Below are 9535 nucleotides of genomic sequence, written 5' to 3' on the forward strand. Positions count from 1 at the left end.
CCGGGTCCGTGCCGCCGGCCAGCTGCCGGAACGCCGAGATCGCCCGCGTGCCCTCGACGACGATCGCCACCAGCGGACCGCCGGTGATGAACTCGACGAGGTCGTTGTAGAAGCCCTTGCCGGCGTGCTCGGCGTAGTGCTCCTCGGCGACAGCGCGCTCGGCGGTGCGCAGCTCCAGCGCGGCGAGCTTGAGGCCCTTGCGCTCGATCCGGGCGATGACCTCGCCGACCAGGCCGCGGCTGACGCCGTCCGGCTTGACCAGCACCAGGGTGCGCTCACTCACGGTGGTCCGAACTCCTTAGGTAAAGGGACTATCCGGCCAGCAGGGTAACCGGTCAGCCGCCGAGCTGTTTCAGGCAGGCGAACTGCCCGGACTTGGGCGACTGGTAGAACCACACGTCGTCGGTGGCCGGCACCTTGTCGCAGGCGGTCTTGGCGTCGGCGCTGCTGACCACGTCGGTCACCTGATACGTCTTGGCATTGGGGGCGCCGGCGGCCAACGGCTTGGTGGCCGAGCACGGGGCGCGTTCGACGAAACCGGTGTCGTCGAGGTCGAGCTGCACGCACTGGCCCTTGGGCACGGACAGCGAGGCGCAGTACCGCAGCGCCAGCTTGCCGTCGTACCAGCCGTCGCCGTAGGAGTCGTACGCGTCGGTGTCGGCGCACTTGTCCTGCTGCGGGATCACCAGGTTGATCTGGAGCGCCGCCTTGTCGGAGGTGCAGGACACCCGCTCGCTCGTCTTCACGTCCAGCCACACGCAGTCGTTGACGGCGAACCGGACGCTGCTGGTGTTGGTGGTGCGGGGCGGGCGCGTGGTGGTGCGGGTGGTCTTGGTGGTGCTGGTGCCCGTGCCGCCGGCCTCGGTGCTGTGCCGGCTGCTGATGATGCCGATGACCGCCCAGGTCCCCAGCCCCAGCATCAGCACGACACCGACGACGGTCCCGACGATCGCGCCCGTCTGCGACTTGCGGGGCGGCGGCATCGGCGGGGGCGGCGGTCCCCACGAGCCCGGCTGCTGGTAGGGCCCCGTCATCGTCGTCCTCCCCCGTTCGACTGCGAACCCGAGCATTCTGGCCCCTTGCGGCGGCGCTCAGTCGTCCGGGGTGATCAGCTCGACCGTGGGGAAGTACGTGCGATAGCGCGCGGCATCCCGGGTCAGCAGCGGAAGCTTGATGACGGCGGCGTGGGCCCCGATGAAGAAGTCGGGCAGCGGCGAGGTTTTCGTGCCGCCGCGGGAGCGGTAGTCGCGGAAGCACTTGCCGGCCAGGAAGGCCGCCGTCCACGGCAGCTCGGCACGCAGGAAGACGTCCCGCCCGAGGGCCTCCTCCAGCTCCTCGAAATTGCTGAAGCGGATCGACACCTCGGCGTAGATCACGTGGTTGATCAGCAGCGGCCCACGATCGCCCGCATCCGCGAGCTGGGCGAAGGACCACGAACACCAGGTGGGGTCCTTGGTGAACAGGTCGATCAGAACGTTCGAGTCCACCAAGGTGCCCCGTCCGACATCATTCGCCACGCGTCAGCGCCATGATCTCGTCGGTGGTCATGGGCACGTCACCCCGCCCGAGCAGGGACTCGGCGATCCGCCGGCCCCGGCTCGGCTGCTGGGTGCTCTTGACGACGTGCAGCCCGTGCTCGTCGAGCACGAACTCGACGTCGTCTCCGGGCTGCAGCCCGAACTCTTCGCGAATTTCGAGGGGGATGGTCACTTGCCCCTTGCTGGTCAGCCTCACGGTAAGAGTATAACAGGTATTACTCTTACTGCTGCTGGCTGGGCAGCGTTCCCGCGGCGATGCGCCGCGCGACGTCGCGCCGCACCCACAGCAGGTAGACCCAGACCAGGCCGAACAGCACGCCGACCACACCGAGCGGGACGCTCAGCACGAAGCCGACCAGGATCAGCACCTGGAGCACCAGGGCGAACGGGACACCCCACGGGCGGCCGAAGAAGCCGGCGGACACCACCATCAGCACGGCCAGCACGGCGACCGCGGTGACGGGCCAGCCGCTGAGGTGGTCGACGCGGGACAGGACGAACAGGCCCAGCCCGGTGACGATGGCCTCCAGCACCATGGTGCCGGCCATGATGCCGCGGATGCCCTTCATCGGGTCGGGGGCGCTCACTCGGGCTCCTTGCCGAACAGGGCGCGCGCGGCGCCGGCGGTGACGACGGAGCCGGTCACCACGACGCCGCCGGCCGACACCGGGCCGTCCTCGATCTCCTCGGCCAGCCGGACGGCCTCCTCGATGGCGTCGTCGAGGCGGGGCTCGACGAGAATGCGGTCCTCGCCGAACACGTCACGGGCCAGGCCGGCCAGCTTGTCGGCGTCCATCGCCCGCGGCGAGCCGTTGTTGGTCAGCACGACCTCGGTGAACACCGGCTCAAGGGCGGCGAGGATGCCCTCGACGTCCTTGTCCTCCATCACGCTCACCACGCCGACCAGCTTCTGGAAGGAGAACTGGTCCTGCAGCGCCGTCGCCAGGGCGCGGGCGCCGTGCGGGTTGTGCGCGGCGTCGACGAACACGCTGGGGGCGTTGCGGACCCGCTCCAGCCGGCCCGGCGAGGTCACCGTGGCGAAGGCCTCGCGCACGGCGTCGACGTCGACCTTGCGGCCGGCCCCCGCGCCGAAGAACACCTCCACCGCGGCCAGCGCCTGCGCGGCGTTCTGCGCCTGGTGCACGCCGAACAGCGGCAGGAAGACCTCGTCGTACACGCCGCCGAGGCCCTGCAGCGTCAGCAGCTGGCCACCGACCGCCGCCTCCGACGCCAGCACGCCGAACTCCATGCCCTGGCGGGCCACCGTCGCGCCCACCTCCGCGCAGCGCTCCAGCAGCACCTGCGCCACCTCGGGGCGCTGCTCGGCCAGCACCGCCACCGCGCCTTCCTTGATGATGCCGGCCTTCTCCGCCGCGATGCCGAGAATGTCCGTGCCGAGGAAGTCGGTGTGGTCGATGTCGATCGGGGTGATCACCGCGACCTTGCCGTCCGCGATGTTGGTGGCGTCCCAGCGGCCGCCGAGGCCGACCTCCACCACCGCCACGTCCACCGGCGCGTCGGCGAACGCGGCGAAGGCCATGCCGGTGAGCACCTCGAACTTGCTCATCTTCACGTCCGACTTGGCGTCCACCATCGCGATGTACGGCTCGATGTCGTGGTAGACCTCCACGTACTGCCGCGCGCTGATCGGCTCCCCGTCCAGGCTGATCCGCTCGGTCGCCAGCTGCAGGTGCGGGCTCGTGTACCGCCCCGTGCGCAGGCCGATCCGCGTGAACAGCGCGTCGATCATCCGGCTCGTCGACGTCTTGCCGTTCGTGCCCGTGATGTGCACCACCGAGTACGACCGCTGCGGCTCCCCCAGCACGTCGGCCAGCGCCGCGATCCGGTCCGTGGACGGCTCGATCTTCGTCTCCGGCCACCGGGTGTCCAGTTCGGACTCGACCTCGCGCAGCGCCGCGAGCGCCTCGGGATCGTTCTGGGGCACGCTGGTCTCCGGTGCGGTGGGCGACGGGGGTACCCACCGAGTCTACGGGGCCCGCTCAGACGGGAATGGAGACCTGGAGACCGCGCGCCCGCGCGGCATCCGCCAGCCGCTTGTCGTACGTGACGAACCAGCCCAGGGCCGATCGCAGTTCCTCGGCCGTGGCAAGGTGGATCGCGTCCAGGCTGCGCAACACCGGATCCGTGTACCGGCCCGCGGCGTCGAGCAGGTCGTCGGTGACGGACCTCTGGTGCAGCAGCGCGAGAACCGACGGAAGCACCGCAAGGGCGGCCGGATCGCTTCTGGCCAGGGCCCGCGCGGTCTCGGTTCGCACGAGCGCGGAGGAGACCAGCGGCTGCGCGTTCGACGCCAGCCACGCGCGAAGCGCGCCGGTCTCGGCTTCGCGACGGACCAGCTTCACCACGGCGGAGCCGTCGAGATAGATCACAGACGGTCCTCGCGAAGCTCGGACACCACGTCGGTGCTGTCGGTCTCGTCGCTCGCCGGGTGCGGAGTGATCGCCAGGAGGGCAGCCACGCCGGCCGGATTGCTGGCCGGCGTGAGCTTGCCCTCCCGAATCAACTGGTCGACCACCGGGTTTCCGGTGGCCGGCAGCGGCACGAGCATCGGATGGGCCGATCATGCTCGGTGATCACCACGATCTCCCCCGCGGCGGCGCGATGCACCACCTGGGAGGTGTGCCGGGTCACCTCACGAATACCCACCGTCATTGTCATGACAAAGTGCTATCACAACTGGACGGTCACCTCGAGTTCGCCGCCCTCCACCTCGCGGTAGCGGAGCTCGCCGATGCGGCCGGCGGCGACGAGGTCGTCGGCGAAGCCGCTGACCAGCGCCAGGGTGGCGGGGTCGGCGGCGATCTCGACGGCGGCGACGTCGGCGCGCATGGAGAGCTTGGCGGTGGACTTGGCCTTGCGGACGGCGGCGATGGCGGTGGAGGCGAGGTCCAGGGCCGAGGCGTCACCGCCGTGGACGGAAGTCGGCCACGGCGCGTGGTGCACGGAGCCGTGCTGCCACCAGGACCACACCTCCTCGGTCACGAACGGCAGGAACGGCGCGAACAGCCGAAGCTGGGTCTGCAGCCCGACTCGCAGCGCCAGCCGGGCGGAGCCGGCGCCGTCGAAGCCGTAGGCCCGTTCCTTGACGAGTTCGAGGTAGTCGTCGCAGAACGTCCAGAAGAAGCGCTCGATCCGCTCCAGCGCGGTGGTGTGCTCGAAGGACTCCAGCGCCGCGGTGGCGTCGTCCACAACGGACGACAGCGCCGCGCCCATGGCGATGTCCAGGGGATGCGTGACGATCTCGTCGTCGGACGGCTCGTCGAAGGACAGCACGAAGCGGCTGGCGTTGAGCAGCTTGGTGGCCAGCCGGCGGCCGACCTTCATCTGCCCGGGGTCGAAGGCGGTGTCGGTGCCGGGCCGGCCGCTGGCGGCCCAGTAGCGCACGCCGTCGGAGCCGTGCTCGGCGAGCAGGTCGTCCGGCGTGACGACCTTGCCGGCCGACTTGGACATCTTCTTCCGGTCGGGATCGAGGATCCAGCCGGAGATGACCGCGTCGGACCACGGCAGGGCGTCCTGCTCGACGTGCGAGCGCAGCACCGAGTAGAACAGCCAGGTCCGGATGATCTCGTGGCTCTGCGGCCGCAGGTCCATCGGATAGGTCAGCGCGAACAGCGCCGGATCGTGCTGCCAGCCGGACACGATCAGCGGCGACATCGAGGACGTCATCCACGTGTCCATCACGTCCGGGTCGCCGGCGAAACCGCCGGGCACGCCGCGCTGCGACTCGTCGTAGCCGGGCGGGACCTGGCTCGACGGGTCGACCGGCAACGCGTCGACAGCGGGCAGAATCGGGGCCTCGTAACGGGGTTCGCCGCTGGCGTCGAGCGGATACCAGACGGGGAAAGGCACGCCGAAGAAGCGCTGGCGGCTGACCAGCCAGTCCGAGTTGAGGCCCTTGGCCCAGTCGTCGTACCGGTTGCGCATCCACGCCGGGTGCCAGCGAAGCTCGGATCCCCGACGCAGCAACGCTTCCCGGTGCTCCAGGCTGCGCACGAACCACTGCCGGCTGGAGACGATCTCCAGCGGCTTGTCGCCCTTCTCGTAGAAGTTGACCGGTCGGGTCGTGGGCCGCGGCTCGCCGATCAGGTCGCCGGATTCCCGCAGCAGCTCGACGATCCGCTTGCGCGCGCTGAAGGCCGTCAGCCCGGCCAGCTCGTCGTACGGCGAGGCCGGCACGCCCTCGGGCGGCTCCGGCAGGAACCGGCCATCGCGGCCGATCACCGTGCGGGTGGGCAACTTCAGCTCACGCCACCACCGCACGTCGGTCAGATCGCCGAAGGTGCAACACATCGCGATGCCCGCACCGCGCTCCGGCTCGGCGTCCGGATGGGCGAGCACCGGGATCTCCATGCCGAACAAGGGAGATCGCACGGCGGTGCCGACGAGCGCCTTGTACCGCTCGTCGTCCGGGTGGGCGATCAGCGCCACACACGCCGGCAGCAGTTCGGGCCGGGTGGTCTCGATCTCCACCGGGCCGAAGGAGATCCGGTGCCAGGCGCCGGCGTGGTCCCGCGCCTCCAACTCGGCCTGGGCCACCGCGGTCTGGAACGTCACGTCCCACAGCGACGGCGCTTCCGACTGGTAGGCCTGACCTTCCCGCACCAGCTGGAGGAAACCCAGCTGCGCCACGCGTTGCGCGTACGGGCCGATCGTCGAGTACGTCAGCGACCAGTCCACGGACAGCCCGAGCCGACGCCACAGCGCCTCGAAGACCTGCTCGTCCTCGACGGTCATCCGTTGGCACAGCTCGACGAAGTTCCGCCGCGAGATGCCAACCTGCTGCTTACCGGAGGTTTCCGCCGGCACATACGACGGGTCGTACGGCAGCGACGGATCGCAGCGCACGCCGTAGCGCAGCTGCACACGGCGTTCGGTCGGCAGCCCGTTGTCGTCCCACCCCATCGGGTAGAACACGTGCTTGCCGCGCATGCGCTGGAACCGGGCTACTACGTCGGTGTGGGTGTAGCTGAAGACGTGGCCTACGTGCAGCGACCCGCTCACCGTCGGCGGCGGCGTGTCGATGGAAAACACCTCAGCACGGGAATCGGGCCGGTGGAAGCGGAACGTCTCGTCCGCTGCCCACCGGCCCGACCACTTGTCCTCGATGCCCTCCATCGACGGGCGCTGCGGAATTCCGTCACCCGTCATGGAGAAATCACCCTTCCGGCAGTGCGTCCAAACGCGCGGACACCCGCGCGATGTCGGCGACGGCGGCCTCCCGGCGCGCCTTGATCTTGTCTACGACCTGCGCCGGGGCCTTGTCGACGAAAGCCGGATTGTTCAGCTTCCCGTCGCACTGGGCCAGTTCTTTTTCGGCCGCCGCGAGGTCCTTGGCCAGCCGCTTGCGCTCGGCGGCCACGTCGATCGTGCCCGAGGTGTCCAGCTCGACGTGCACGCCGCCGACCTCGAGCGAGGCGCTGGCGGCAAAGCCGTCAGACGGCTCCTCCAGCCGGGCGATGGCGCGGATCGCCGCCAGCTGGCCGGCGATGTCGGCTTCGTCCACACCGGACAGTCGCGCCGGAACCTTCTGGCCGGGCTTGAGACCCTGGTCGGCGCGGAACCGCCGGACCTCGGTGATCAGCTTCTGCACGGTGTCGATGCGCCGCGCGGCAACATCATCCGCGTCGACGCCGGACACCGTCGGCCACTCGGCGATCATCAGCGACTCGCCGCCGGTCAGCGCGGTCCACAACGTCTCGGTGATGAACGGGATCACCGGGTGCAGCAGGCGGAGCACCTTGTCCAGCACGTGCCCGAGCACGGCCCTGGTCGCCTCGGCCCGCGCGCCGCCCTCGGCGATCTGGACCTTGGCCAGCTCCAGGTACCAGTCGCAGTACTCGTCCCAGGTGAAGTGGTACAGCGCCTCGCACAGCTTGGCGAACTCGTAGCGCTCGAACAGGGCGTCCACTTCGGACACCACCTGGTCGGCGCGGTCCAGGATCCATCGGTCGGCGTCGGTCAGCTCGTCGCGGGCCGGCACCGGCACGGCCGTGGTCGCCCCGTTGAGCAGCGCGAACCGGCTGGCGTTCCACAGCTTCGTGCAGAAGTTGCGGGAGCCGCCGGCCCACTCCTCGGCCAGCGCCATGTCGGCGCCCGGGTTGGCCCCGCGGGCCAGCGTGAACCGGGCGGCGTCGGCGCCGAAGGTGTCCAGCCAGTTCAGCGGGTCGATGACGTTGCCGCGCGACTTGGACATCTTCTTGCCCTGCGCGTCGCGGATCAGGCCGTGCAGGTACACGTGGTCGAACGGCTGCGCGCCGTCCATCGCGTACAGGCCGAACATCATCATCCGGGCGACCCAGAAGAACAGGATGTCGTAGCCGGTGGACAGCACGCTGGTCGGATAGAACTTGGCCAGGTCGGCGGTCTTGTCCGGCCAGCCGAGCGTGGACATCGGCCACAGGCCCGAGGAGAACCACGTGTCCAGCACGTCCTCGTCCTGGTGCCAGCCCTCGCCGGCGGGCGGCTGCTCGTCCGGTCCGACGCAGACGACCTCGCCGTCCGGGCCGTACCAGACCGGGATCCGGTGGCCCCACCACAGCTGCCGCGAGATGCACCAGTCGTGCAGGTTGTCGACCCAGTCGAAGTACCGCTTGGCCAGCTCCGGCGGGTGCACGGTGGTGCGGCCGTCGCGCACGGCGTCGCCGGCGGCCTTGGCCAGCGGGCCCACGTTGACGAACCACTGCAGCGACAGCCGCGGCTCGACCACGGTGTCACAGCGGGAGCAGTGGCCGACCGAGTGCAGGTACGGCCGCTTCTCCGCGACGATCCGGCCCAGCTCGCGCAGCGCCGCCACCACGGCGGGACGCGCCTCGAACCGGTCCAGGCCCTCGAACGGGCCGGCCACCGAGATCACGCCGCGGGCGTCCATGATCGTCATGGACGGCAGCGAGTGCCGCTGGCCGATCTCGAAGTCGTTGGGGTCGTGCGCCGGCGTCACCTTGACCGCGCCCGTGCCGAACGCCGGGTCCACGTGCTCGTCGCCGACGATCGGGATGCGGCGGCCGGTCAGCGGCAGCTCGACCTCGGTGCCGATGAGGTGCTTGTAGCGCTCGTCGTCCGGGTGCACCGCGACGGCGGTGTCGCCCAGCATGGTCTCGGCGCGGGTCGTGGCCACCACGATCGAGGCGTCGCCGTCGCCGTAGCGGATGGAGACGAGCTCGCCCTCGTCCTCGGAGTGCTCGACCTCGATGTCCGACAGCGCCGTGAGGCAGCGGGGGCACCAGTTGATGATCCGCTCGGCCCGGTAGGCCAGGCCGTCGTCGAACAGCTTCTTGAACATGGTCTGCACGGCGCGCGAGAGCGGCTCGTCCATGGTGAAGCGCTCGCGGCTCCAGTCCACGCTGTCGCCGAGGCGGCGCATCTGGTCCAGGATCTTGCCGCCGTACTCGGCCTTCCAGCCCCAGACCCGCTCGACGAAGCGCTCGCGGCCGAGGTCGTGCCGCGACAGGCCCTCGCCGGCCAGCTGGCGCTCGACCACGTTCTGGGTGGCGATGCCGGCGTGGTCCATGCCCGGCAGCCACAGCGCCTCGTAGCCCTGCATGCGGCGGCGGCGGGTCAGCGCGTCCATCACCGTGTGGTTGAGGGCGTGGCCCATGTGCAGGCTGCCGGTGACGTTGGGCGGCGGCAGCACGATGCAGAACGGCGGCTTGTCGCTGGCCGGGTCGGCCTGGAAGTAGCCGTTGTCCACCCACCGCTGGTACAGCCCCTGCTCTACCTCCGCCGGGTTCCAGGCGGCGGGGAGGTCGGTGGTGTACTGCGGCGGAAGGGTCTCGGTCACGCGAAGAGTCTACGGAGGCGCGACGGCACCCAACGAACGGGTGACACCGCCGTTGCTACAGTGCTCGCGCCGAAACGGGGGGAAACCGTGGACGACATCGACCGGCATCCGGATCTGACGGATGAGAAGTGGCTGCGCGCGGCCGAGAAGCGGGCCCGACGCGCGGCCAGGAAGTCGCGGCCACGCAGACCGGGACCGC

At 70.2% G+C, this 9535-nt stretch carries 10 protein-coding genes; all 10 read right to left on the reverse strand.

Going from position 1 to position 9535, the window contains the following annotated elements; all coding sequences use genetic code 11:
- Positions 1–283 (reverse strand): nucleoside-diphosphate kinase (locus tag KUTG_RS16975; protein WP_043718015.1); only part of this gene is annotated, 283 nt, incomplete at its 3' end.
- A 52-nt stretch (positions 284–335) separates the two neighbouring features.
- Positions 336–1034: a hypothetical protein gene (locus KUTG_RS53555; protein ID WP_157494581.1), complete on the reverse strand. Its 699-nt coding sequence runs from the start codon at positions 1032–1034 to the stop codon at positions 336–338.
- A 57-nt stretch (positions 1035–1091) separates the two neighbouring features.
- Positions 1092–1487, reverse strand: a complete 396-nt coding sequence (locus tag KUTG_RS16985) for a type II toxin-antitoxin system VapC family toxin (RefSeq protein WP_232240833.1) — start codon at positions 1485–1487, stop codon at positions 1092–1094.
- A gap of 19 nt (positions 1488–1506) precedes the next feature.
- A complete protein-coding gene (locus KUTG_RS16990; protein ID WP_043718019.1) occupies positions 1507–1734 on the reverse strand; it encodes an AbrB/MazE/SpoVT family DNA-binding domain-containing protein in 228 nt (75 codons plus the stop codon).
- Between the two features lie 25 nt (positions 1735–1759).
- On the reverse strand, positions 1760–2125 hold the full coding sequence (locus tag KUTG_RS16995) for a DUF4233 domain-containing protein (protein WP_043718021.1): 366 nt from the start codon (positions 2123–2125) through the stop codon (positions 1760–1762).
- Positions 2122–3483 (reverse strand): bifunctional tetrahydrofolate synthase/dihydrofolate synthase, encoded by a 1362-nt coding sequence (locus KUTG_RS17000; protein ID WP_043718024.1) that lies wholly within the window; start codon positions 3481–3483, stop codon positions 2122–2124. The genes KUTG_RS16995 and KUTG_RS17000 overlap by 4 nt, the downstream gene beginning before the upstream one ends.
- Before the next feature lie 55 nt (positions 3484–3538).
- Positions 3539–3928, reverse strand: a complete 390-nt coding sequence (locus tag KUTG_RS17005) for a type II toxin-antitoxin system VapC family toxin (protein WP_043718027.1) — start codon at positions 3926–3928, stop codon at positions 3539–3541.
- Positions 3925–4107 (reverse strand): hypothetical protein, encoded by a 183-nt coding sequence (locus KUTG_RS17010; RefSeq protein ID WP_043718029.1) that lies wholly within the window; start codon positions 4105–4107, stop codon positions 3925–3927. The genes KUTG_RS17005 and KUTG_RS17010 overlap by 4 nt, the downstream gene beginning before the upstream one ends.
- A gap of 122 nt (positions 4108–4229) precedes the next feature.
- Positions 4230–6707: a valine--tRNA ligase gene (valS, locus tag KUTG_RS17015; protein ID WP_043718031.1), complete on the reverse strand. Its 2478-nt coding sequence runs from the start codon at positions 6705–6707 to the stop codon at positions 4230–4232.
- A 7-nt stretch (positions 6708–6714) separates the two neighbouring features.
- Complete coding sequence (locus tag KUTG_RS17020; RefSeq protein ID WP_043718033.1) at positions 6715–9336, reverse strand: valine--tRNA ligase; 2622 nt, start codon at positions 9334–9336, stop codon at positions 6715–6717.
- Positions 9337–9535: the final 199 nt, after the last annotated feature.

This window comes from Kutzneria sp. 744 (assembly GCF_000568255.1).
Taxonomy (GTDB): domain Bacteria; phylum Actinomycetota; class Actinomycetes; order Mycobacteriales; family Pseudonocardiaceae; genus Kutzneria.

Coding starts and splice junctions, on each gene's coding strand:
- KUTG_RS53555 (WP_157494581.1), bottom strand. CDS start 1,034: ATGACGGGGCCCTACCAGCAGCCGGGCTCGTGGGGACCGCCGCCCCCG.
- KUTG_RS17010 (WP_043718029.1), bottom strand. CDS start 4,107: ATGCTCGTGCCGCTGCCGGCCACCGGAAACCCGGTGGTCGACCAGTTG.
- valS (WP_043718031.1), bottom strand. CDS start 6,707: ATGACGGGTGACGGAATTCCGCAGCGCCCGTCGATGGAGGGCATCGAG.